Consider the following 22,102-nt stretch of genomic DNA (forward strand, 5'->3'; position numbering starts at 1 on the left):
GGCTTGTCTTATTTCTTGAATGCTTCGTACACTTTCAATTGTTTCCCTTTGACCTTCGTCGTCTTCATCGCCCGGAGGACAAGCGGACCTTTCCCGTTGAGGATATCGACATACGTCAACGTATCCTGAATCGAGATGATGCCGATGTCGTCTGCTGTGACGCCTTCAATCTTCGCGATCGTTCCAACGAAGTCGACGGCACGGAGTTTTTTCTTTTTCCCGCCGTTAAAGAACAATTTCATGATGTCCGCATCAAGCTGCTCCGTTTTCGAAGAACGCGTATCTTCCGTCGCCATCTTCTCTTCGAACGCATCCGCTGTCCGCATCAAGTCCTTTTCTGTCGGTGCTTGGCGACGAGTCAGCTTCCCGTGATACTGCTCGATTTCCTTGAGACGACGTTCGTCTGCCGGCGTGACGAGACTGATCGCTTGTCCTGCTGCTCCTGCACGTCCCGTCCGACCGGTCCGGTGCACGTAACTTTCCCGTTCGACAGGGAGATCATACTGGATGACATGCGTGATGTTTTCAATATCGATGCCGCGTGCTGCGACGTCTGTTGCGACGAGAATTCGGAACTTCCCGGCACGGAAGGCTTTCATCGCATCAAGTCGATCGTCTTGTTCCATTCCACCGTGAATTGCTTCAACCGGATAGTCATGTGCGCGGAGACCATTCGCGACGAAATCGACGTGTTCTTTCGTCCGACAGAAGATCATGCAGCGATCCGGGTTTTCAGCGACGAGAACATCTTTCAAAATCGCGAATTTCGTCTTTTCCGTTACCGAAATATAACTATGTGTGATCGTCGAGACGACCGTCTCGCCTGCTTCGATTCGTTTCGGCGCGTCCATGTAACGGTCACTTAGCTGTGCGATATCTTCAGGGAAGGTCGCAGAGAACAACAGTGTCATCCGCTCTTTTGGTAACTCGGACAAGATGGCATCGACTTGATCTAAGAAGCCCATATTCAGCATTTCATCCGCTTCATCTAAGACGACGTAACGGACTTTCTCAAGCGATAACGTGCCCCGCTCGATATGATCGCGTACGCGACCCGGTGTACCGACGACGACGTGTGTCTTTTGCTTGAGCTCCGTGACTTGCCCGCGGAACGGTTGCTTGCCGAAGACGGCAGTCGCTTTGATCCGCTTATAACGACCGATGTTCATGATGTCTTCTTTGACCTGCAAAGCAAGCTCACGTGTTGGCGTCAAGACTAAAACTTGTGGTTTATTTTCTTCCCACTCGACGAGTTCACAGAGTGGAATCGCAAACGATGCCGTTTTCCCGCTCCCTGTCCGTGATTTGACGATGACGTCTTTTCCAGACAATACGACGGGAATGACGGATTGTTGAACTTCGGTTGGTGTCGTATAACCGAGTTGCTCGATTGAATCGAGAATCGGTGTGCTTAAGTTAAAATCATTAAATTGTGTACGTGTCATCGGATGTCCTCATTTCTTATCGTAAAAAAAGCTTCCCACCGAAACGATGAGAAGCCCAACGAATTATTTGGATGCTACTTTATCTTTTTTGATTTGCTTACTACGTAATTGACCACACGCAGCATCGATGTCTGTTCCGTGCTCAAGACGAACACCACAGTTTAAGCCGTTCTTTTTCAACGTATCGTAGAACGTTGTGATGTCTTCAGACGTACTGCGCTGATATTGACCGTGCTCATCGACCGGGTTGTACGGAATCAAGTTGACATACGTCAGGTGACGTTTGTCTTCGAACAGTTTCGCGAGTTCGACTGCGTGTTCCTTTTGGTCGTTGACGCCACGAAGCAAGATGTACTCGATCGTGATTTTACGGTTCGTCGTTTGAACGTAATAATCGATCGCTGGCATCAATTTCTCAAGCGGAATCGCCCGGTTGATTTTCATGATTTGCGTACGCAATTCATTGTTTGGTGCGTGAAGTGAGATCGCTAAGTTGACTTGGAGTTTCAAGTCAGCAAACTTGTAGATCTTGTCTGCCAAACCACTTGTTGAAACCGTGATGTGACGCGCGCCGATTGCAAGACCATTGTGGTCCTTGATGACGTTCAAGAAGTCGACCATGTTGTCGAAGTTATCGAACGGTTCACCGATACCCATGACGACGACGTGGCTGACACGTTCTTCGTTACCGACGGCATCGAGGTGATGCTGGACGTTCATGATCTGCTCGACGATTTCGCCTGCTGACAAGTCACGGCTCTTCTTGATGAGACCACTTGCACAGAAGCTACAGCCGATGTTACAGCCAACCTGCGTCGTAACACAGACAGAAAGACCGTACTTATGACGCATCAGAACCGTTTCAATCAAGTTGCCATCATATAATTTGAAAAGGAACTTGATTGTTCCGTCTGCTGATTCTTGCTTGACCGCTTCTGTCATCGAGTCAATCGTAAAACTCTGATCTAACAACTCAAGGCAATCCTTGTTGACATTCGTCATTTCCGCGAAAGTCGTGACACGTTTACGGTAGAGCCAGTCCCATACTTGTTTGGCACGGAATGGTTTGTGCCCTTGATTCGATAACCATTCTGTCATCTGCTCAAGCGTTAATCCATAAATGGATGGTTTATTCATTTCGAAAGACCTCATTTCTTTTTCCAGAACTACAACATTCCTTTATCTTAGTAAAAATCAGCGCGTGACGCAACGTTCAAATCCTAAATGTTCACTTTCTGTAAAGTTTTTGCGCCACTTTCGATCAAATCGACAGACTCCGACGCCCGAATTGAACAAATGCCCCGGTCAAGAACACGAGACAGAGGATGAGTAAAAGAATGGAGTGAAGAAGAAAATGATCGGTTCCTTCTAATAGTTGCGTCGTGTTGAATAAGGAGAAGACGGATAGATAACGGAGCCACTCAGTCTTGTCACTTAGTTCCGACAGAATCGTCAAGACGATCGATAGAACCAGTACACTACCAGCAAGCGAAAAAGCACGACGTTCTTCATCAAATAACGTCGCAACGAATAACGTAAAGGCACCGATCGCCAAGAGTAACAATAGCGCATTGAGTTGAATCCGCCATAAGATGACGTCATTGATTGAAATATCTGTCATCCACCAGTCAGCCACCATCAAGACAAGTCCATTCAGTCCTACGAGAACCATACTTGCGATACCCATGACGATCGCGACAGCAAACGTATACGCATTCCGTGTGATCGGGGCTGCGAGATAGACGATCAGCTCTCCGTTGTCGATCGGTCGCGCAACGAGGCGCGCTGCTAATGAGAGCAGGAATAGACTCGCAATGACTTGAAAAATCAGTCCATAATAGTTCCCACCGAGCAGATCCAGTACATTATCGAATCCTGTCACCTTATCGTATTGAAATGCTTTTAAGACCTCCGGAGGTAACGCTTCTAGCTTCGCTTCTAGCAAACCGGTCTTCATCATCGATGGATAAAGCAACGCAAGCATCAATAAGTAGAGACTCGTTCCAATCGCGTAAGCAAGCACGGGCTTTCTGACCTGCTTGAATAAAGAGCGGATCAGCACTATCACGACGATTCCTCCTCTCCATAATAATGCAAGAAGACCTGTTCTAAATCATCTGCTGACGGACGAATCAGCCGTACATCATACTGGGTCAAATAAGCGATCGCCTGATTTAAGCTCAGTGTCTCGTCCGTTTGAAAACTGACTTCCAGCCGCTTCGATTCAACACCGACTTGCATCGCGAACTGTGCCGCCTCCACCTCCGTTCGGAAGACGATCGTGTATGTCTTTCGACTCGATCGAACCAACTCATGAATATCCGATTCGACGATGATGCGCCCTGCTTTGATTAAAGCCGCTCGATCGCACGATTTTTCCATCTCCGGAAAGTGGTGTGAACTCATCAGAATCGCTTTTCCAGCATGCTTCTCCTGTTCGATCCACTCTAAAAAACACTCCTGCATCAAAGGATCCAGTCCACTGGTCGGCTCATCAAGGAGATAGACGGGTGCGTCCTTCATAAAGCAACCGACAAGTGCCAGTTTTTGTTTCATCCCTTTTGACATCTTACGGATTTTTGTCTTCGTCTCAAAGGGAAAGCGTTTCAACAACAGTTGTCGCCGTGCCAGGTCACTACCATGCAGTCGTTGCATCAAATCGAGCATGTCTGCTCCTGTCATGTCTCCAGGCAAACTAATTTCTCCCGGCAAATAACCGACCAATTGCTTCACTTCTTTACTTTGCTTCCAGCAATCAAAACCACCGATCGTCGCCTTTCCATCGTCCGCAGCCAGTAATCCCATCAAATGTCGGAGTGTCGTTGATTTTCCAGATCCGTTTGGTCCGATGAAACCGAATATCGTACCCGGATCAACTGTAAAACTGACATCGAATATCCCACGCCCCGGTGCAAACTCTTTCGTGACATGCTCCAAACGGATCATCATCCGACCTCCTCATCCCCTATTTTTCTCATCACTGTATTCATACCCGTTTTGAAGCAGTTTGTTCGGATCAAAGCGATAGATGACGAACCGCTCGTCATGATTTTTTTCGTAGAGGTCTCGTAATCGAATCTCATCGACTTGCTCGAATACGGTATGTCGCTCTAAATATTCCCGGTATTCATCGGTCGGGTAATACAAGATGAGATCTACCGAACGCGAGGAACGCTCGACCGAACTTAAAATCTGATCAATCACTTTCATGAAAATTTGGGAAGAGAATGGATTGAAGAAATAAAACTTATTCGCCTCGTCCGGAATGACGTACTGCTCAGCATACGCCTGTTCAAATCGTAAACTTCCCGAACGTCGCTTTCGTCTACTTTCGTAATTCGCCATGTTCCGAAGCGCATCTTCGTAAAATTGTCCATTCATCTCGATTCCGATGACGGAACAATCGAATCGGTCGTGTAAGTAAAAGTTCAAACGCCCTTTCCCACACCCGAAATCAATGACAGTGTCCTGTTTTTGAAACGGATAGGTTTCGCATAATTCGTCTAGTGCCGCATAAGGTGTCGGTTCATATCGATTATAGTGACTAAACACACCATATAGATGTTGCATCTCAATGGTCTCGATTCGTAATCGTTGATCGTATTCCTGTTCATTCATCGTCTTTTGTTCCTTCTTTCCGGCATTCTTACCCTCATCGTACTATACTGAAGAAGTACGTTACTCGTTTTTTGAAAGGGGATTTTATGATGATCGTCGTTACGAACCGGATTAAAGTCAAAAAAGGGATGGCTGCAGCTCTCGCTCCTCGTTTTACGCGTCCAAGTGGACTCGATACGATGGACGGATTCATCCGCGTCGAGGTCTTATTGACGCAAAATATCGAAGAACACGATGAAATGAACGTCAACATGTACTGGGAAGACATGAAGAGTTTTCAAGCGTGGCGGGAAAGTGACGATTTCAAAGCGTCACATAGTCGACCTGCGAGTAGTGAGGCAGGAGAATCGCCAATGCTCGGCAGCGAGATTCTGACATATGAAGTCGCTTCGGTCAAAGAACGCGCATGATGCACGAAAAGGACTCGTCTCGAGTCCTTTTTTAGATACCTATATACAAATAGTGAAAGGGTCGAATTGTCACAAATGGTATTATTTGTTATCATAGTGCCATTACAGAGAGAGAGGGTCCTTCATGAATTCATTAACTATATTTGAACAAGCCATTCGTAGCTTACCTGACGATCGTACGTTACGACGTGATGAATTATGGACGGACGATTTTTTATTGCAACAGGAGAACGAGCTGACCGTCTATTACTCTCCGATTGGCGAATATGTCAATACTGAAGCAAAAGTCGTCATCATCGGGATCACACCAGGTTTTGAACAGATGCGAATCGCTTTCGAAGAAGCGACGGATGCCCTCCATCATGGTGTTTCATTAGAAGAGACGGCACGCCTCGTCAAATATACAGCAAGCTTTGCCGGAACGATGCGACGTAACCTCGTTCAGATGCTTGATACACTCGAACTTCCAGCATTGCTCGGAATTGAGACGACAGCTAGCTTATTTCATCAACATCAAAAATTATTGCAACCGACGTCGCTGTTAAAGCAACCCGTCTTTTATCGCGAAAAGAATTACTCGGGTCATCAACCGAAAATCAGCCGTAGTCCTTTGCTAAAACATTATGCAGAAGAACACTTCGTCGCTGAAATCAATCAGCTACGCGAACCGGCGCTATTGATTCCGCTCGGTCGTGTCGTCGAGACACAAGTCCGTGGGTTGATTCATGACGGACGAATCGAACAGCATCAGCTTCTTTCGGGATTCCCTCATCCCTCTGGTGCGAATGGTCATCGAAAAAAACAATTCGAAGAAAACCAAGCCTATTTGATGAAACAGCTCATTCAACATTTTGCTGAATAAATAACTTTATCTTAAATTATCAGAATATATGGTTGAATCGTTTCTGAATTACATGATAAAGTGTCCATAAGAACAGAATATGACTATTCTATCGATGAGGTAGAGGCGCGATTTCAATCAGTACTTGGTCCGAGGATGACAACGAAGACGACTACAGGAAAGGTGACATCGCCGAAATGACAGTATGTGTCTAACATATCGTCGTTGGTCGATTCGGGAAACACCCGATCGATTGCCATACATAGTACTTGTATGGAGCGCTCCAATTCGGCTAAGAAAGACGCATCCAGCGAGGGTGTCGGCTTTGTTGCCGGTGCCCTTGCTTTTTTTGTGCCGCGGGGTCTCATCTTTAAGCCATTTATTAAAGAGGAGGATATTTTTCATGGTCAACTATTCAGATTCCATCATTGCCCTTGTACCTGCTTTACTAGCTATCTTATTAGCCATCTTTACACGAAAGGTCGTTCTTTCGTTAGGTGTCGGCATTCTCGTCGGTGCCCTGTTACTCCACCGTTTTAATCCGATCGATACGATAACCTATCTCGGCAAGAACATCTTCAGCCTGTTTTGGGCGGACGGTGCCTTGAACGAGTGGAACGTCTTATTACTTGTCTTCTTGTTATTGCTCGGCGTCCTTTCCACGCTCATTCAGACATCAGGTGGCGCTCGTGCCTTCGGTGAATGGGCTTCTACGCACGTCAAAACGGCGCGTGGTGCACGCTTAGTCGCCTTCGGACTCGGTATCTTGATTTTCATCGATGATTACTTCAATAGTCTTGCTGTCGGAAACGTTAGTCGTCCGTTAACGGATCGTCGTGGTGTCTCACGAGCGAAACTTGCCTATTTGATCGACTCAACAGCTGCGCCTGTTTGTGTCATCAGTCCGCTTTCGAGTTGGGGCGCATTCATCATCTCCATCATCGCCGGTATCTTAACGACGCACTCGATTACGGATTACTCAGCGTTTAGTGCCTTCATGATGATCGTTCCAATGAACTTCTATGCGATTTTCGCGTTACTTTTAACACTTTACATCGCTTACTCTGGCGTCTCTGTCGGACCGATGAAACAGCATGAACGTCGTGCCGCGAAAGGTGAACTTTTTGATGCATCAAAAGGAACACCGATGGGGATGGCAAAAGAGGTCAACGAACATACGAATGGAAAAGTACGGGATCTCGTCGTTCCGATCGTCGTTCTCGTCATCGCTACGATCAGTGCGTTGCTCGGAACAGGTGCTCAGGCACTTGCTGCCGACAATCGCCCGTTTACTTTAATTGGAGCATTTGAATCGACAGACGTCACACGTTCACTCGTCGCAGGTGTCGTCATTAGTTTAATCGTCGCTTTCCTGATGCTGATCGGACGGAAAATTCCGGGTCGCGATTACCGGGTAAGCATCGTTGCTGGTATGCGTTCGATGTGGCCAGCAGTCGTGATTCTGTTATTCGCTTGGACGATCATCGCTGTCATCGGTGACATGAAAACCGGTGACTATCTTGCAAGCTTCGTCAGCAACTCGATTTCTGCTTCGTACTTGCCATTCTTGTTATTCTTGATTGCCGGCTTGATGGCATTCTCGACAGGAACAAGTTGGGGCACATTCGGGATCATGTTGCCAATCGGTGCGGATCTCGTCATGGCTGTCGATGCCTCACTCTTGTTACCGACGCTTGCTGCCGTTCTTGCTGGATCTGTCTTCGGTGACCATTGTTCACCGATTTCCGATACGACGATCCTCAGTTCGACAGGGGCTGGATCACATCATATCGACCACGTTACGACACAGTTACCGTATGCGCTAGTCGGTGCCGTCACTGCAGCAGTCGGTTATTTAGTCATCGGTTTCACGGAGTCTTCGGTCTACGGTTTCATCGGAGCTCTTGTCACATTCGTACTCTTCATCGTCGTCTTGAACGTTCTCTCAAAAAAAGGAGAAACCGCTTCGGATTTACAGACGGATTAATGTAGCATTTTACGAAAAAAGGCATTGGATGCGCGCATCCAATGCCTTTTTTATATCTATTCGTTTCACACCATCAGTAAACACACATCATTCGCAAACGCTACTGGATCCTCGAGTGGAAGCCCTTCGACAAGCAATGCTTGTTGGTACATCAGTTTGGTATAGCGCTCGAATTTCGAACGATCGTTTTGATACGCCGTTTCAAGAGAGTGGAATACCGCGTGTGACGGATTCAATTCAAGAATCTTGACCGCTTCTACCCCTTCGTTATTCGGCATCGCCTTCAGGATTTTCTCCATCTCGATCGAGACGGCGCCATCCGTCGCAAAACAGACGGGATGCGATTTGAGACGCGTCGATGCCTTAACTTCCTTGACTTGTCCACTTAGCACTTCCTGCATCGCTTGGAACATCTCTGCTTGTGCGTCCGTCGTCTCCGCTTCTTCTGCTTCAATCCCTAGATCGCTACTCGTGACCGACTTGAACGTCTTCTCGTTGTACGTCACGAGCATCTGGATCGCGAACTCATCGATCTCTTCCGTGAAGTACAAGATGTCGTATCCTTTATCACGGACGAGCTCGGATTGTGGTAACTTATCTAAACGATTCGTACTCTCACCAGCGGCGTAGTAGATATGCGCTTGATCTTCTGGCATCGCTGCGACGTATTCCGCGAGTGTGATCAACTTCTTCTCCTTCGCCGAGTAGAAGAGGATGAGGTCCTGCACCTGTTCCTTGTGCATGCCGTAATCATTGTACATACCGAACTTCAGCTGACGTCCGAACGCTTGATAGAACGTTTCGTACTTCGCGCGATCTTCACGCAAGAGGGCTTCAAGTTGTGTCTTGATCTTACTTTGGATGTTTTTCGCGATCAGCTTCAATTGACGATCGTGTTGTAGAAGTTCACGCGAGATGTTGAGCGATAAGTCCTCCGAGTCGACCATTCCTTTGACGAAACTGAAATGGTCCGGCAGCAAGTCACTGCATTTTTCCATGATCAAGACACCATTCGCATAAAGCTCGAGACCTTTTTCAAATTCCTTCGAATAATAATCGTACGGTGCCTGCTCCGGAATGAATAAGATCGATTGATAACGAACGGCACCATCGACACTGATATGAATGTGTTTTGCCGGTGTGTCAAAACCATACCGCTTCTCTTGGTAGAAGTTCGTATAGTCCTTGTCTGTCAATTCCCGTTTGTTCTTCCGCCAGATCGGCACCATGCTGTTGATCGTCTTGACGACTTCGACCTCTTCCGTCTCATCACTGCCTTCGATTGGCTGACGTTCGAGTTCCTTCATCTCGATCGGATAACGGATGAAGTCCGAGTATTTTTTGATGATACTGCGCAAACGATATGTCTCGAGGTATTCGTCATACGATTCTTCTTCCTCGTTCGCCTTGATGTGGAGCGTAATCTCCGTTCCGACGGTTTCTTTGTCGACCTCCTCGATCGTATAACCTTCGACACCACGAGATTCCCATTTATAAGCGACTGCACTGCCGAACGGTTTCGTAACGACGGTGACGACGTCTGCGACCATGAATGCAGAATAGAATCCGACACCGAATTGACCAATGATATCATGACCATCTTGTGCCTCGTTCTCTGCCTTGAAGGCAAGCGATCCACTCTTCGCGATCGTACCGAGATTCTCTTCTAGTTCTTCTTTCGTCATTCCGATTCCCGTATCACGAATGATCAGTTGACGCGCTTCTTTGTTTGGTTCAATCGTAATTTTGTAGTGTTCCTTCTCGAACGAAATCGTCTCGTCCGTCAATGCTTTATAGTACATCTTATCCATGGCGTCACTTGCATTCGAGATCAATTCGCGCAGGAAAATCTCCTTATGCGTATAGATGGAATGAATCATCATCTCCAGCAATCGTTTTGATTCCGCCTTAAATTGTTTCGTTTCCATGCTCATTCTGCCTCCCTTTTTTAGCACTCAATCATATAGAGTGCTAATTCATCTCCTATTATTAGGGAGTTCGAAATATCTGTCAATCTCCTTTTTCACTGTATGTCGCGACTTTTTCAAAGACAATCTCTCCAATTTGACGTAAGTGCTCTGCTGACCCGTAGGTGCCATGACTGACGCCGTTTTCATCCTTTCGATTACCGAGACCGATGAACTGCTCACTTGGTTTGAAGTGGAGCCCGACAACGGGTACCTGAAATCGTGACGAGACGCCGACTTGAAAAATCGCGTCCGGATAATCCGTCGGTCGATAGATCGTCCAATCGATGTCTGGTTCAAGCTTCGCAAATCGTTCCGTGTGTTCCTTCCCGAGCAGGATGATTCCTTTTATCGAAAACAGTTCGAGCAGGCGTAACAAAAATGTCTGACCGAACGGACTATCTTCCAACACTCTGCGTTCTTTGATTGCTCCCATGTAGTGGTGTGTCGGAAACGGGAAAAAATCCAAGTGAATGACTGGATCAAACGTCTTCTCGTAAAACGACGCACCCAATCCATTCAAGAATCCTTCGAGCTTACCGCCACCTGGTCGACCGAACCAGGTTCGGTACACATTTGGTTGTTTGAAGTAACGATTGAAGCGTCGGATCGATTCCGTCAATGTCTCTTCTTGTAAATACGCATTCCACGTCATGGATTGTGGACGTATGAAAAGTGGACCTTGCTCGTCAAATCGTAATGCACCTGTTCGGTCTAAAAACTGTGATCGGGATGGGTTCGTCGCGATCGTTACCCAACTGCTACGCGTCGCATCACCAAACCAGAGGACAGGTGTCGTTTGGTCGATCAATTCACTTGCAAATGCACTCTTCTCGAGTGTCATTTGGTACTGGACGGCTTCGTGTAATAATTTTTTGGCAAGATGCCATTGATCGGATGTCAGCGTTCTCATCTCCCTTTTTACAGCGATTGTGCTGTTGTAGATGTACCCCCTATCCACCAACACTAGACGCATCGATGGGTTTAATCTCTATTTCTCCGGGAATGTTTCATAAGGTGAACGATATGACTTGGGAGGGATTTAGCAATGGGTAGACTCGATCAAAAAGTAGCTGTCATTACCGGCTCGGCAACAGGGATTGGACAAGCGACCGCCCTTGTCTTCGCAGAACAGGGAGCAACGGTCATCTGTGCCGATGTCTCACTTGAAAAAGCACAACAAACAGTAGAACAGATTACACAACACGGTGGAAAAGCGGAAGCCGTCCATGTTGACGTCTCAGACGTCGAGAGTGTCGAGCAACTTGCGAAGCACATCAAAGAGACATACGGTACGGTCGACGTCCTCTTCAATAATGCCGGAATCGATGAACAAGGCGGGAAAGTCCATGAGTATCCCATCGATCTCTTCGATCGGATCATCGCGGTCGACTTGCGCGGTACATTCCTCGTCAGTAAATTCTTGATTCCACTCATGCTTGATAACGGTGGTTCAATCATCAATACATCATCGATGTCTGGTCGTGCAGCTGACTTGAACCGGTCCGGTTATAACGCAGCGAAAGGCGGGATTGCGAACTTCACACGCGCGATGGCAATCGATTATGCGCGTCATGGCATTCGTGTCAATTCGTTGTCGCCAGGAACAATCGAAACACCACTCATCGATACACTTGTTGGTGAAAAAGAAAAAGAGCAAGGTAAACAGTTCCGCGATGCGAACGCTTGGATCACACCACTCGGACGACTCGGTAAACCACGCGAGATGGCAACGGTCGCCCTCTTCCTTGCTTCTAACGACAGCTCATATGTCACAGGTGAGGACATCACAGCAGACGGCGGTATCATGGCTTATACATGGCCGGGAGAGATGTTAATCGATTCGAAATGGAAAGACGAAGCAGAAAAAAGTGAATGAGCAAGGTACGGTGTAACCCTCTGGTTGCACCGTTTTCTTTTATCTCAAGACGTTCAGCCCCGTAAATTATTTTACGAATTCGTTTACCTCCCTGAAGTATTTTTATCAGGGTACAGGATAGGTAAAGGGGGAAATACTTATGCAAACAGCAATTACTTACTTACAACGGTGTCTTCAAATTCCAAGCGTCAACCCAATGGACGGAGAAGAAGTCGTCGCACGTTATGTGTACGATGTACTGGTTGATCATCAGATCTCGACAGAATGGATTGAAGTCTCACCAAAACGAATCTGTCTCGTCGCGATCGTTCCTGCGAGCGAGGAATTTTCACGTCCTGCTGTACTCGGATTATCTGGTCATCTCGATACGGTTCCTGTCCAAGGAGACGGCTGGACGAAAGATCCATACGGTGGTGAAATCGAAGACGGACGCATTTATGGTCGTGGGGCTTCAGATATGAAATCAGGTGTCATGGCGATGGTGCAAGCGCTCATTCAATACAAGGAACGTCAAAACCGTCCGAACACCGTCAAACTTCTGATTACATCCGATGAAGAGAATGGAATGACAGGAGCTCGTCATTTGACCGAACAAGGGTATGCGGATGATTTAGATGCTCTACTAATCACAGAACCGACGAGTGGGATGATCGGTTATGCACAAAAAGGTGTCGTCGGGATCGAAGTGACATGCCGCGGGAAAAGTGCACACAGTTCTGCCCCGCAACTGGGACGTAATGCGATTGATGACATGTATCGTGTCATTCAGGAAGTGAAATCGGAACGCTTCTCGATCACGACGAATCATCACTCGGCACTCGGTCCGGTCGTAGCGTCAATCACATCGATTTCAGGAGGCGAGGGACCAAACGTCGTTCCGAGTCAGGCTTCGTTTTATATGGATATCCGGACGATTCCTGGATTCGGTCGAGCGGACGTACTTGCTGCCTTTACGGATATTGAGCGTCGACTTGTTGCAGAAGATCCCGACTTTGACATGAGCGTGACCGTCATTAAGGATATTCCTTCTTGTGAAACCGATGAACAAGCACCTTTCTTACAACAGGTCGCAGATACGATGGAACAGGTCAGCGGCGTGACACCACGAAAAATCGCCATCCCAGGTGGAACGGATGGTGCGATGTTCAGCCAAGCGAAAAAAGCATTTCCGATTGCGATTGCTTCTTTCCATGATTTTCGTCTCGCGCATCAAGTCGATGAGTCGATTCCGTTATCCGAGTATGAACAAACGATTGCGTTTTGCTTCAACTTGATCAACACACCATTACATCAATCACTTCCATCGCTTTAAATAAAAAAGGAACGACTTTCGGGTGCAATACCTAAAGTCGTTCCTTTTACTTTTACTGTGTTTAGTTTAGTACACACCAAGCTGTGCCAACGCCTCACTTAAATAACTTTGATCACTACGAAACTCTTGACTTGTTCGTCCGTCAGACCAACTGATGAAAACACGACCAAGCCGGTCATATCGTAAACGGAGACGAATCACGCCCTGCTCGAATACGACTTCACCGTGTAACGACTCATGGACGCGAGCAAAGGCACGGATGAACAGATCATATTCGTCAAATGAAACTGAAATGTTGCGTTCACTATCTTGTTCCTTCATCTGAATCGTTAGTTCTTCTTGTGTTGGATAGACGTGTAAGATGTCCCATGATACACTGCCTTCTTCTCCTCGAAACACGATGCGATGCTTCATTCGATTTCCACCTCTGAGCCACAGGATATTTACTAGCACTTCTCGAAAGTAAAAGTAACTGGTATCGTCTTAATCCGAAAGGAGTCTGCTTATGTCTGATACGCCAAAGACAGGTCCTATCGAACAGTCCGTTGATGTCTTTCTGGCACAAGTCGAACCGCCACTACGTCAAGCAGATGGTATCACATTACGTCAGTTCTTCGAAGATGTCACGAAATACGAAGCCGTCCTTTGGGGTTCATCCTTGATTGGTTTTGGTTCCTACCATTATCGCTATGCCTCTGGTCGCGAGGGCGACAGCTTTTATGTCGGCTTTTCTCCGCGCAAGACGAATCTCGTCCTTTATCTCGCGCTTGGTGAAGACGAAATCTCAGAACGACTACTTGCCCGTCTCGGTACGTATCGACGCGGTAAATCCTGCCTCTACGTAAAACGACTGACTGACATCGATTTAGACGTACTTCGGGAAATGATCGAGCACTCGATCCGCACGTTAAGAGACAGGTACCCTTCTTGATTTCAATCAAAAACAGCCGAAGCAGATTCGCTTCGGCTGTTTTTTTAAAATTAATGTCCGCCTTCCGTCCGATCGATATGGCAAATGTGTTTGAGATTGACCCCGATGATGATGACGGATAAGAGGACAAAGCCACTTCCGACATAAAACGGTAGGTTTGCGTTGAAGATTTCAGCCAATTTACCGGCCATGAATGGCGCGATGGCTGCCCCGAGAAAACGTAGGAAACTGTATGCCGCAGATGCTGTCGAACGTTCGACAGGTGCTGCGTCCATGACAGCTGTCGTGATGAGCGTGTTGTTATTCCCAAGCACGGCTCCCGCTAAGATGACACAGACGATGACGACGGCTGGTGTTTCCGTGAAGATCCCCATTAATAGAAGCAAGATTGCGAATGTGATCAACATCATGACCATCGCTTTGATTGTTCCGAACCATTGTTTCAGTTTCGGAGCCGTTAAGACCGATGTGATCGCAAGCAACATTCCCCAACCGAGGAAAACGAATCCGAGTCCTTGCGCTGGTAGTTTCATGACGAATGGTGCATAGGCCATGATTGTAAAGAACCCAACGTTATAAAGTGCCGCCACGATCCCGAGCGTCAAGAGTGAACGATGCTTCATCGCTTGAAACGGTGCATTTAATGATAACTTCTGTTTCGGTGCGACAGATGCTGCTGGTTTTGGCATCAAGAAGAGCAAGACGAGGAATGCGATGACCATGATTGTCGCAACACCCATGAATGGAGCGCGCCATGTGATTGAACCGAGCGTTCCACCTAACAATGGTCCAATCGAAATCCCGAGACCAACGGCTGCTTCATATAAAATGATCGCTTTTGCTGTTCCGCCTGATGATAGCGAAACGATCGCAGCGAGTGCTGTTGCGACGAACAAAGCGTTCCCAAGTCCCCATCCCCCGCGTAACGCGACGAGCGTCCAAATGCTGTCTGCTTGCGAAGCAAAACCAGCAACGATTGCGATGACGGCAATCCCGAGCATCAATGTTCCTTTTTGACCAATCCGTGATGAGATCGCGCCTGTAATTAACATCGCGAATGCCATGACGGCGTTATAACTTGTAAATAAGAGCGTTACTTCACTTTTTGACGCTTCTAAATTCTCGGCAATCGTCGGTAAGACAGGATTGACGAGCCCCATTCCCATGAATGCTGTAATACTGGCGAAAAAGACTGCCCAGACAGCAACCGGTTGATGGAATAATCCATGTTTGCTTTCTGCTAATACCGTTTCCGGCTCAAGCGTCGTTGTTTTTTCAGCAAGTGCCATAGTGTCCCTTCTTTCTATTGAATGTGTTACATGAACTGTTTAAACGAATGGCGAATGACGTCGCCTCGACTAATAATCCCAACAAGACGTCCTGCTTGAAGGATTGGAAGCTTTTTGATCCGTTTTGCGCCAAGTGTCGCCGCAATCTCTTCCATTTCGGTGTCAGCGTCCGCTGTTACGACTTTCCGGCGTGCCAGTTCCATGACAGGTCGGTTCAAGATATGACGAATCCGGTCTTCATAATCTTCTTCGTCTCCTTTGATGACATCTACATATAAGAATGTATCGACGATGATGTCCTTGTGTTTTCCGATCGCGCGCATGATATCTCCGTCACTGATATATCCGACGACTTCTTGCTCAGCATTGATGACAGGAACGCCGCTAATACCAGACTGAATGAATCGTTCGATGACCGTCCGAATCAGATCTGTATCGTTTACCGTGATGACTTCTTGTTTCATCGACTCATTAGCTTTCATCTGAATTCTCCTTTGTCGTTCGTTTCTCATATAAAAAGTTGTATGATACAATTAAAAGAACAAAAATGATTGTATAATACAACTACAACTCTGTCAAGCCTCCTGCTTTTCGGATTGACAGCTTATCCACATTGGGTAATCATGAGGGACAGAGAGACTTTTTTGAAAGGGGAGATACCCGATGTCTCAACAAGCACTCGAAACCATTGAATTGGAGTTAGCGATCCTGATCCGGCGCTTGACGACAGCGACGGCAGACAATCGTAATTTGGATCGTGCTTCCTACCTGTTACTGCGACAATTAGCGGATTCCGGTAAGGTCGGTGTTAAAACACTTGCCCGTGAACTTCAGCTTGATGTCTCGACCGTCAGTCGCCAAGCTGCGGCACTCGATCAGAAGCAACTTGTTGAAAAAGTAAAAGATCCGACAGATGGACGTGCCTTCTTCTATCACATCACAGATAAAGGACAAGAAGAGCTCACGATTTACCGGACAGCGCGCCTCGCGAGCATCGAACGTCTCCTGACGGACTGGCCATCGGATGATGCCGAAGATTTTGGACGCCTGCTCCAACAATTTAATCGTGCCTTGCGCGAACGATAACGGAATCACACCATTAAAAAAACGGATGCGAAATCAATCGATTTCGCGTCCGTTTTTTCGTCATTATTCATGATGTATGAGTAACCTGACAAACCGAACGAATTTGTGCGATGTGTTCAGGTGACGTTCGGCAACAACCACCGATCAATCGTGCCCCTGCCTCATACCATGTCTTCGCGACGGTTTGGAACGACGTACACTGATTCGTACCCGACCATGTTTTTGCGACCGGATCATAGACCTCACCAGAGTTCGGATAGACGATGATTGGCACGTCCGTCAACGCCTTGACGTGACGGATAAAGTCAGTCGCGTAAGATGCCGGAAAACAATTTGCACCGATTGCTGCCAGTTGCGGGTGTTGTCCAACCGTCTCAATACACGTCGCAAGTGCCGTTCCTTCACTGATATGTGTCGCATCTTGAAGCGAGAACGTCAGCCAAGCAGACACTTCTGGGTACGCTTCAAGTATCCGGAACAACACGACCGCTTCCTCGAGCGACGGAATCGTCTCGAATGCCAGCAGATCCGCTCCTGCTTCAATCAACGCTTCGATACGTGGTCTGTGAAAGGCTTCTAGCACATCTGCTGACACCCCGTAATGACCGCGATACTCAGAGCCATCTGCTAAGTAGGCACCATAAGGACCCACTGATCCCGCGATTAATGCGTCACTCTTTCCGCTACGCGAGCGTGCATTTTGCGCCAAGGTGACTGTTTTTCGAATCAGCGCCTGTGCTTCCTCTGTCTTAATATGACGTTGCTTGAATCCTTCAATACTTGCTTGATAGCTTGAAGTGATGGCAACATCGGCACCTACTTCAAAGTAGTCACGATGGACGTGTTCGATCTGTTCCGGTGCTTCGATTAAGAGACGTGCTGACCAAAGCGGGTCGTTCAGGTCGAATCCCTTCTGTTCAAGTTCGGTTGCAAGGGCACCATCTAAAATGAGAAAGGGAACTTCCTGTAATCGTTGATCAACTGGATTTTTGATTCGGGACATCTTCAACACTCCGTTTCTGAGAAGAATTCGTGAACGCATGAACGACATAACAGATCACGATGAATGGAATACCACAGTACAAGGCAATGCGTTGGGTCGGATCAAATCCGATACCAATCAGGGAAATCAAACAAACGACGAAAGCAACGATCGGGACGAATGGAAAGAGTGGTGTGCGATAGACCAATTCGTCGACCGTATGCCCTTCACGGAGGAATTGTTTCCGGAAGCGATACTGGGCAACGCTGATACTCATCCAAACGACGACGACAGCGAGACCGGAAATCGAGACGAGCGCAATATAGACACTTCCTGCTGCATAGATGCTAGACAGCAAGGCAAGTCCTCCGCCAAGCATGCTGAACAATACGGCTCGTAGTGGCACCCCATTTGGCGTCACCTGGGCGAAGAAGCGTGGAATCATGCGTTCGTTCGCAAGCGACCAGAGCATCCGAGAGGCGGCGTAAAGTCCAGAGTTCGCTGCCGACAAGATCGCTGTCAAAATGACGAAGTTCATCACGTCTGCTGCGTAAGGAATTCCGATTCGTTCAAACACGGCGACGAACGGACTTTCGAGTACGCCTTTCCCTTCCGTTGGCAACAAGACGGCTAACACGATGATCGTACCGACGAAAAAGAGAACCAGTCGTAAAATCGTCGTCCGGATCGCAAGCGGAATCGTCCGTTTCGGATCGACTGCTTCACCTGCTGCTACACCGATCAGTTCCGTTCCCGAGTAAGCAAAGTTCACGGCAAGCATCGTCATGAAGATGACGAAAGCGCCATTTGGGAACAACCCGCCTTCGGTTAACGAAGAAAAGAATGGAGCCGGACTACCATCTTGCAGTGGAATGAAGCCGACGATCGCTCCCGCACCAAGTAAAATGAAAGCAATGATCGTCACGACCTTAATCGCTGAAAACCAAAACTCGACTTCAGCGAACACGCGGACCTTCAAGACGTTGATACCAAGGATCATCGCAGCGAATAAGGCGCTGAACACCCACACCGGAATCGACGGGAACCAACGTTGCATCAAAATACCTGCTGCCGTGAATTCTGAACCAAGGGCGACCGTCCACGTCAGCCAGTAGAGCCAGGCGACTGTGTAACCGGTACCGGGTCCGATGTAATTCGTTGCGTATTTATGAAATGAACCGGTTTCCGGCATGTGCACGGCGAGTTCACCGAGACTTAACATAACTAAGTAGACGACGACTGCCCCAATCAAATACGACAAAATCGTCCCGACCCGTCCTGCTTGTTCTAACGTATAACCTGTACTTAAAAACAATCCTGTTCCAATGACACCACCTAACGACAGCATAATCAGATGACGTGATTCCATCTTGCGTCGAAAAGCCCCACTCGTTTTCATGAATTCGTTTCCTCCTCATTCCACCTATTTCAAACAAAAAACGCATCCTCACGGATGCGTCGGTCGACAATTCGGAAATCTTATCGATCGGGTGCAGCACCCGCAGGAATTAGCACAGTATCTTTCGACCTGTTGCTGAGGTTTCATAGGGCCAGTCCCTCCACCTCTCTGGATAAGTATGTAATTGTTCCTAACCCTATCAAGTCTTTTTCGAATTGTCAACACAATTCAGAATACTTCTACCCAAAAAACATTCCGCATCGTATCGTTCCGGAATGTTTGGAGGTCTTATTTTTTGGCGAATAAATCCGCTGTTTTCAAGGCTGCACGAACCGCTTTCCGGTTCAATGTCCCTTGCTGATGTTTCATTTTCTTCGTTTGGGCAGCCAGTTGCGCTTTGAGCGCCGCAATCTCTTGATCCTTTTGAGCCGTTCCTGTTTGTTTCTGCAATGCTTTGATTTTCTTATCTTTTTCAGCTAATTGTGCTTTTGTTTGTTTTTGCGCATCCGCAATCTTCTTCTCTTGTTCCGGGAAGAACCGTTCGAAACGGGCGACTGCTTCTTCAAGACTTACGCCAGAAATCGGCTGGACTGGTGGGAGCAACTCAGTTTGCGCCATTTGACGGTCAAACGGTACATTCTCAGGATAGTTCGTCTCTTGATAGATATGCTCAAGATCATTCACGTTCAAGAAGTCAACGAAGTTGTCGAAGTTACGCGCTTGAACACGTGCTGGACTTTGGAAGTCAGCGTTGGCTACGATGTCGGATAATTGTGTATCCGCTTTGATGTCGTTCGCCCAAATGTGCGTCAATTGATGGTAATCCGTCAATTCGCGCATCCGTGCATCTTTTGGAATGAGGATACTCGGCGTACCCGCAAGCGTCGCTGTGATGTTTCCGTGCAAGCGCGCACCAAAACTAAGGTCTGCTTGTCCGATGAAATCGAACCATGTCTGTGCGTTCAAGAAGAAACGGACCCGATCATTCATATAAGCAGGATCCGACATCTTCACCGGATAGTTCGTCACTGAAAGATCTGCGATCGGGTGCGTTCCTGTGTACGTTAACTTCAGTTCCTTCATCCACTGGGGAATGAAGTAATGATTCGGGTATTCTTCCATTCCGCGTGTAATGAAATCAAGGACGTTTTGTGGAGCCAAACGTGACGAGTTGACCGTAATCATCGACTCAGGTGTGATGTTCGTTTCACGGATGTGCAAGTCGCGACCAAACGCGTACATCGAAGGACATCCAATGACACGATGATCGATCCCTTCGCGGAAACCAAGACGTGTTAAGTATTTCGATGTGATCTCTCCGCGAAGACCAAGCATGCTTGAGCGCTCGAGAACGGCACTGACGAATGCTTTAACATCTTCATCGAATGGGAATCCACCATCTAAGTCTGGTTCAAACGGTGCACGTAATCCTACACCGATGACGACGACTGGAATCTTTAATTTTTTGATGAGACGTGTATATTTCCGTAACGTCGGTACGAATTCTTTTCGGAATGCGTCCGCTAACGGAATGACATAAAGATCAAAGTTGGCATTGATTTCGTCTGCCCGTTCTTCGTCGTAATAGTAATAGTCAGGTGTAATCGTCGTACCTTCTGTCATCAACGTCCGAAAGATACTGTATTGATAGATAAGATTTCCAACGTTTCCTCCAATGGAATTATGTTTCATCAAATAAGGAGCATCGAACTGTTCGAATGGTGTCATACCTGCACGAATAATAATACGTTTCATAATGGATAAACTTCCCCTCTCGTCTGCTTCATTCGTCCTCGCAAGAAAAAAAATACGGAAAAATATATTATCAGTTTTTTTCAATCTCATTAAGAATAGATGAATTTTATTTCGGAAGTCAACGATTCCTAAGGGAAACAGGTCTTTCGTCATCAAAACGAAACATTTGCATTACTCCATAATTTTTCTAAAATAGAAAAATGTAACTATTTAATCGTTTTGAGATACATGCGCAGATTCGCTTCGACTAATTTCAAGGCATTCATCTGATCAGTCGTAGAAGGCTTCAATAACGCACTGAAAAAATGTTCCACTTCGACGGGCTGACCCTTTTCCATGTCCCGTAACATCGACGATTTCATCGTGTTTTCCATTCCATGCATCTGTTTCAACAGCACCGCTTCTACATCGTCATTAAAGACTGCGCCTTGTTCTTCCATCGCCTGTTTCGCTTCCTTCATGACGTCTAGGATCATTTGACGCCCGACAGCTTCTTGCCGAATCGGACCAATAGCTGAGCGAAATAGCGTCGTCACGCCGGCGAATGTCGAAATGAAGAGATACTTTTGCCACATGTCATCCATGATATGCATCGAGTACATCATTGGTGCCTTCGCTTTCGCAAAACACGCTGCGATCTCCTCTAGACGCGCTGTTGGTTTACCGGTTCGTGAACCAAACAACAGCCGATGGGACGGGCTTGTCTGTAAAATGCGCCCTTCTGCATCAAGCGTCGACTCAATGAAGCAAAGACCTCCTAGTACTCGATCTTCTCCAAAGACTTCTGTTAACCGTCGTATGTGTTGCATGCCGTTCAACAAAGGAATGATGTACGTCTCGCTCGAAACGAATGGCGCAAGGTCCTGTAGGACGTCATCTAAGTGATAGGCTTTCGTCGAAAGCAAGATGACATCAAATGCACGATCCGGTCGCATGTCTCGTGTTATCAACTGAGGTGTAATCGCGATATCACCATGAGGACTAGTGATGTGTAGTCCTGTTTTTTGTAGTTGTTCATATCGATTCGGACGGACAAGGAAGGTCACCTGTTCTCCTTGCTCAGCAAGACGACCTCCGAAATATCCTCCAACTGCCCCTGCACCTACAACTAACATGTTCATATGTACTACCTCCTCCTTACCCGTTCTGTGCGTTGCTTACTCCTTCACCCTAACATATTTGGAACCGATTTCCTGGTTTC

Annotated in this window: 21 protein-coding genes and 2 riboswitches; of the genes, 7 read left to right on the plus strand and 14 right to left on the minus strand. The window is 47.2% G+C overall.

The features are described 5' to 3' along the window. Positions 1-8: 8 nt before the first annotated feature. From ESP131_RS01810 to ESP131_RS01830, 5 genes are all read right to left on the minus strand, one after another. A complete protein-coding gene (locus ESP131_RS01810) occupies positions 9-1,445 on the minus strand; it encodes a DEAD/DEAH box helicase (RefSeq protein ID WP_047394137.1) in 1,437 nt (478 codons plus the stop codon). A 63-nt stretch (positions 1,446-1,508) separates the two neighbouring features. Continuing rightward, positions 1,509-2,582 (minus strand): dual-specificity RNA methyltransferase RlmN, encoded by a 1,074-nt coding sequence (gene rlmN, locus ESP131_RS01815; protein ID WP_023469793.1) that lies wholly within the window; start codon positions 2,580-2,582, stop codon positions 1,509-1,511. 124 nt (positions 2,583-2,706) lie between these two features. Continuing rightward, positions 2,707-3,513 carry an ABC transporter permease subunit gene (locus ESP131_RS01820; protein WP_029342975.1) on the minus strand — a complete coding sequence of 269 codons (807 nt, stop codon included), beginning with the start codon at positions 3,511-3,513 and terminating at the stop codon, positions 2,707-2,709. Further along, positions 3,510-4,394, minus strand: a complete 885-nt coding sequence (locus ESP131_RS01825; RefSeq protein ID WP_231925670.1) for an ABC transporter ATP-binding protein — start codon at positions 4,392-4,394, stop codon at positions 3,510-3,512. Before ESP131_RS01825 ends, ESP131_RS01820 begins: the two co-directional genes overlap by 4 nt. Before the next feature lie 9 nt (positions 4,395-4,403). Beyond that, a complete protein-coding gene (locus ESP131_RS01830; RefSeq protein WP_069940104.1) occupies positions 4,404-5,063 on the minus strand; it encodes a methyltransferase in 660 nt (219 codons plus the stop codon). Positions 5,064-5,152: 89 nt separating this feature from the next. Here ESP131_RS01830 and ESP131_RS01835 point away from each other — a divergent pair, with 89 nt between their 5' ends. The 3 genes from ESP131_RS01835 (at position 5,153) to ESP131_RS01845 (ending at position 8,301) form a co-directional block, all read left to right on the plus strand. Next, a complete protein-coding gene (locus ESP131_RS01835; protein ID WP_023469797.1) occupies positions 5,153-5,473 on the plus strand; it encodes a heme oxygenase in 321 nt (106 codons plus the stop codon). A gap of 124 nt (positions 5,474-5,597) precedes the next feature. Beyond that, positions 5,598-6,335, plus strand: a complete 738-nt coding sequence (locus tag ESP131_RS01840) for a uracil-DNA glycosylase family protein (RefSeq protein ID WP_047394122.1) — start codon at positions 5,598-5,600, stop codon at positions 6,333-6,335. Between the two features lie 92 nt (positions 6,336-6,427). Beyond that, positions 6,428-6,606, plus strand: a riboswitch (Lysine riboswitch). A 111-nt stretch (positions 6,607-6,717) separates the two neighbouring features. Then, complete coding sequence (locus ESP131_RS01845; protein ID WP_069940105.1) at positions 6,718-8,301, plus strand: Na+/H+ antiporter NhaC family protein; 1,584 nt, start codon at positions 6,718-6,720, stop codon at positions 8,299-8,301. 65 nt (positions 8,302-8,366) lie between these two features. Here the strand turns inward: ESP131_RS01845 and htpG are convergent, their stop codons facing one another. Continuing rightward, complete coding sequence (gene htpG / locus ESP131_RS01850) at positions 8,367-10,229, minus strand: molecular chaperone HtpG (protein WP_029342980.1); 1,863 nt, start codon at positions 10,227-10,229, stop codon at positions 8,367-8,369. A gap of 82 nt (positions 10,230-10,311) precedes the next feature. After that, complete coding sequence (locus ESP131_RS01855; RefSeq protein ID WP_069940106.1) at positions 10,312-11,181, minus strand: hypothetical protein; 870 nt, start codon at positions 11,179-11,181, stop codon at positions 10,312-10,314. Between the two features lie 135 nt (positions 11,182-11,316). On the opposite strand from ESP131_RS01855, the gene ESP131_RS01860 reads away from it, so the two are divergent. Both ESP131_RS01860 and ESP131_RS01865 read left to right on the plus strand, forming a co-directional pair. After that, positions 11,317-12,147, plus strand: coding sequence for an SDR family oxidoreductase (locus tag ESP131_RS01860; RefSeq protein ID WP_069940107.1), 831 nt, complete (start codon positions 11,317-11,319; stop codon positions 12,145-12,147). Positions 12,148-12,286: 139 nt separating this feature from the next. Further along, positions 12,287-13,459 carry a M20 family metallopeptidase gene (locus ESP131_RS01865; protein ID WP_069940108.1) on the plus strand — a complete coding sequence of 391 codons (1,173 nt, stop codon included), beginning with the start codon at positions 12,287-12,289 and terminating at the stop codon, positions 13,457-13,459. 66 nt (positions 13,460-13,525) lie between these two features. Here the strand turns inward: ESP131_RS01865 and ESP131_RS01870 are convergent, their stop codons facing one another. Continuing rightward, positions 13,526-13,873 carry a WapI family immunity protein gene (locus tag ESP131_RS01870; protein WP_047394116.1) on the minus strand — a complete coding sequence of 116 codons (348 nt, stop codon included), beginning with the start codon at positions 13,871-13,873 and terminating at the stop codon, positions 13,526-13,528. 91 nt (positions 13,874-13,964) lie between these two features. Here ESP131_RS01870 and ESP131_RS01875 point away from each other — a divergent pair, with 91 nt between their 5' ends. Then, entirely contained in the window at positions 13,965-14,390 is a 426-nt protein-coding gene (locus ESP131_RS01875) for a DUF1801 domain-containing protein (RefSeq protein WP_047394110.1), read from the plus strand. Positions 14,391-14,440: 50 nt separating this feature from the next. Here the strand turns inward: ESP131_RS01875 and ESP131_RS01880 are convergent, their stop codons facing one another. Further along, the gene (locus ESP131_RS01880; protein ID WP_069940109.1) at positions 14,441-15,679 is read right to left on the minus strand and encodes an MFS transporter; all 1,239 of its coding nucleotides are present in this window, start codon (positions 15,677-15,679) and stop codon (positions 14,441-14,443) included. A gap of 26 nt (positions 15,680-15,705) precedes the next feature. Next, entirely contained in the window at positions 15,706-16,161 is a 456-nt protein-coding gene (locus ESP131_RS01885; protein ID WP_047394102.1) for a CBS domain-containing protein, read from the minus strand. A 181-nt stretch (positions 16,162-16,342) separates the two neighbouring features. Between ESP131_RS01885 and ESP131_RS01890 the strand changes: the two genes are divergently transcribed. After that, positions 16,343-16,765 carry a MarR family winged helix-turn-helix transcriptional regulator gene (locus ESP131_RS01890; RefSeq protein ID WP_029342988.1) on the plus strand — a complete coding sequence of 141 codons (423 nt, stop codon included), beginning with the start codon at positions 16,343-16,345 and terminating at the stop codon, positions 16,763-16,765. 67 nt (positions 16,766-16,832) lie between these two features. Here the strand turns inward: ESP131_RS01890 and mmuM are convergent, their stop codons facing one another. The 4 genes from mmuM to ESP131_RS01910 all read right to left on the minus strand — a co-directional run bounded on the left by mmuM (position 16,833) and on the right by ESP131_RS01910 (position 22,022). Continuing rightward, positions 16,833-17,768 (minus strand): homocysteine S-methyltransferase, encoded by a 936-nt coding sequence (gene mmuM, locus ESP131_RS01895; RefSeq protein ID WP_029342989.1) that lies wholly within the window; start codon positions 17,766-17,768, stop codon positions 16,833-16,835. Then, the gene (locus ESP131_RS01900; RefSeq protein ID WP_029342990.1) at positions 17,743-19,146 is read right to left on the minus strand and encodes an amino acid permease; all 1,404 of its coding nucleotides are present in this window, start codon (positions 19,144-19,146) and stop codon (positions 17,743-17,745) included. The genes mmuM and ESP131_RS01900 overlap by 26 nt, the downstream gene beginning before the upstream one ends. Positions 19,147-19,223: 77 nt before the next feature. Beyond that, a riboswitch (SAM riboswitch) is annotated at positions 19,224-19,325 on the minus strand. Between the two features lie 109 nt (positions 19,326-19,434). Next, positions 19,435-20,901: a polysaccharide pyruvyl transferase family protein gene (locus ESP131_RS01905; protein WP_029342991.1), complete on the minus strand. Its 1,467-nt coding sequence runs from the start codon at positions 20,899-20,901 to the stop codon at positions 19,435-19,437. A gap of 206 nt (positions 20,902-21,107) precedes the next feature. Beyond that, on the minus strand, positions 21,108-22,022 hold the full coding sequence (locus ESP131_RS01910; RefSeq protein WP_069940110.1) for a ketopantoate reductase family protein: 915 nt from the start codon (positions 22,020-22,022) through the stop codon (positions 21,108-21,110). Positions 22,023-22,102: the final 80 nt, after the last annotated feature.

It is taken from the genome of Exiguobacterium sp. U13-1 (assembly GCF_001750115.1).
In the GTDB taxonomy this organism is placed as follows: domain Bacteria; phylum Bacillota; class Bacilli; order Exiguobacteriales; family Exiguobacteriaceae; genus Exiguobacterium_A; species Exiguobacterium_A acetylicum.

What these genes read in the sequence shown, in the direction of transcription:
- ESP131_RS01810 (WP_047394137.1), bottom strand. Translation starts at nt 1,445, where the DNA reads ATGACACGTACACAATTTAATGATTTTAACTTAAGCACACCGATTCTC.
- rlmN (WP_023469793.1), bottom strand. Translation starts at nt 2,582, where the DNA reads ATGAATAAACCATCCATTTATGGATTAACGCTTGAGCAGATGACAGAA.
- ESP131_RS01825 (WP_231925670.1), bottom strand. Translation starts at nt 4,394, where the DNA reads ATGATGATCCGTTTGGAGCATGTCACGAAAGAGTTTGCACCGGGGCGT.
- ESP131_RS01830 (WP_069940104.1), bottom strand. Translation starts at nt 5,063, where the DNA reads ATGAATGAACAGGAATACGATCAACGATTACGAATCGAGACCATTGAG.
- ESP131_RS01835 (WP_023469797.1), top strand. Translation starts at nt 5,153, where the DNA reads ATGATCGTCGTTACGAACCGGATTAAAGTCAAAAAAGGGATGGCTGCA.
- ESP131_RS01840 (WP_047394122.1), top strand. Translation starts at nt 5,598, where the DNA reads ATGAATTCATTAACTATATTTGAACAAGCCATTCGTAGCTTACCTGAC.
- ESP131_RS01845 (WP_069940105.1), top strand. Translation starts at nt 6,718, where the DNA reads ATGGTCAACTATTCAGATTCCATCATTGCCCTTGTACCTGCTTTACTA.
- htpG (WP_029342980.1), bottom strand. Translation starts at nt 10,229, where the DNA reads ATGGAAACGAAACAATTTAAGGCGGAATCAAAACGATTGCTGGAGATG.
- ESP131_RS01855 (WP_069940106.1), bottom strand. Translation starts at nt 11,181, where the DNA reads ATGAGAACGCTGACATCCGATCAATGGCATCTTGCCAAAAAATTATTA.
- ESP131_RS01860 (WP_069940107.1), top strand. Translation starts at nt 11,317, where the DNA reads ATGGGTAGACTCGATCAAAAAGTAGCTGTCATTACCGGCTCGGCAACA.
- ESP131_RS01865 (WP_069940108.1), top strand. Translation starts at nt 12,287, where the DNA reads ATGCAAACAGCAATTACTTACTTACAACGGTGTCTTCAAATTCCAAGC.
- ESP131_RS01870 (WP_047394116.1), bottom strand. Translation starts at nt 13,873, where the DNA reads ATGAAGCATCGCATCGTGTTTCGAGGAGAAGAAGGCAGTGTATCATGG.
- ESP131_RS01875 (WP_047394110.1), top strand. Translation starts at nt 13,965, where the DNA reads ATGTCTGATACGCCAAAGACAGGTCCTATCGAACAGTCCGTTGATGTC.
- ESP131_RS01880 (WP_069940109.1), bottom strand. Translation starts at nt 15,679, where the DNA reads ATGGCACTTGCTGAAAAAACAACGACGCTTGAGCCGGAAACGGTATTA.
- ESP131_RS01885 (WP_047394102.1), bottom strand. Translation starts at nt 16,161, where the DNA reads ATGAAAGCTAATGAGTCGATGAAACAAGAAGTCATCACGGTAAACGAT.
- ESP131_RS01890 (WP_029342988.1), top strand. Translation starts at nt 16,343, where the DNA reads ATGTCTCAACAAGCACTCGAAACCATTGAATTGGAGTTAGCGATCCTG.
- mmuM (WP_029342989.1), bottom strand. Translation starts at nt 17,768, where the DNA reads ATGTCCCGAATCAAAAATCCAGTTGATCAACGATTACAGGAAGTTCCC.
- ESP131_RS01900 (WP_029342990.1), bottom strand. Translation starts at nt 19,146, where the DNA reads ATGAAAACGAGTGGGGCTTTTCGACGCAAGATGGAATCACGTCATCTG.
- ESP131_RS01905 (WP_029342991.1), bottom strand. Translation starts at nt 20,901, where the DNA reads ATGAAACGTATTATTATTCGTGCAGGTATGACACCATTCGAACAGTTC.
- ESP131_RS01910 (WP_069940110.1), bottom strand. Translation starts at nt 22,022, where the DNA reads ATGAACATGTTAGTTGTAGGTGCAGGGGCAGTTGGAGGATATTTCGGA.